The organism is Thermoactinospora rubra (assembly GCF_002093975.1).
Lineage (GTDB): Bacteria > Actinomycetota > Actinomycetes > Streptosporangiales > Streptosporangiaceae > Nonomuraea > Nonomuraea rubra_A.
Genome location: NZ_MSZZ01000137.1, coordinates 1 through 697 on the forward strand (window position 1 = coordinate 1; position 697 = coordinate 697).

The 697-nt window shown below is 73.5% G+C and carries 1 pseudogene; it reads left to right on the top strand.

The features are described 5' to 3' along the window. Positions 1-567: pseudogene (locus BSB02_RS39255) on the top strand (hypothetical protein); the annotation flags it as partial. Positions 568-697 lie beyond the last annotated feature (130 nt).

Sequence of the window (697 nt, forward strand, 5' to 3'; positions counted from 1 at the left end):
GACGAGGCCGGTGGCGGGGTGTGGAGCGTCAGGCTCACCCTGCCGCAGGCGGGCGCCTACCGGGCCTTCGCCGACTTCGCCCCCACCGGCGGCAGCCCGCTGACGCTGGGCACCGACCTGCTCGTGGCGGGCGACTACGCACCGAAGGCGCTGCCCGCGGCCGGCCGTACCGCCACGGTGGACGACTACGAGGTCACGCTGGACGGCGAGCTGACGCCGGGCCGCTCCAGCACGCTCACCCTCACCGTGACCAAGGACGGCAAGCCGGTCACCGATCTTGAGCCCTATCTGGGGGCCTACGGCCACCTGGTGGCCCTGCGCGCCGGCGACCTGGCCTACCTGCACGTCCACCCCGAGGAGAGCGCGACCGCCGGGCCGCGGATCGTCTTCCACACCCAGGTGCCCAGCCGGGGCGCCTACCGGCTGTTTTTGGACTTCCAGCACGGGGGCGAGGTGCGCACCGCCGACTTCACCGTGACGGCCGGCGGCGTGACCCTCCCCGAGCAGCCGGGCCCGGAGAAGACCGGCGACGGCCACGACGACGGGCACGGCGACCACACCCACTGACCGCGGGACGCGAGCGAAAGGAGAGGTGATGTCCCCCATCACCGACGAGCGGCCCCAGGGCAGCCCCCAGGGCAGCACCGTCGAACTGTCGATCGGCGGCATGACCTGCGCGTCCTGCGCCAACCGCATC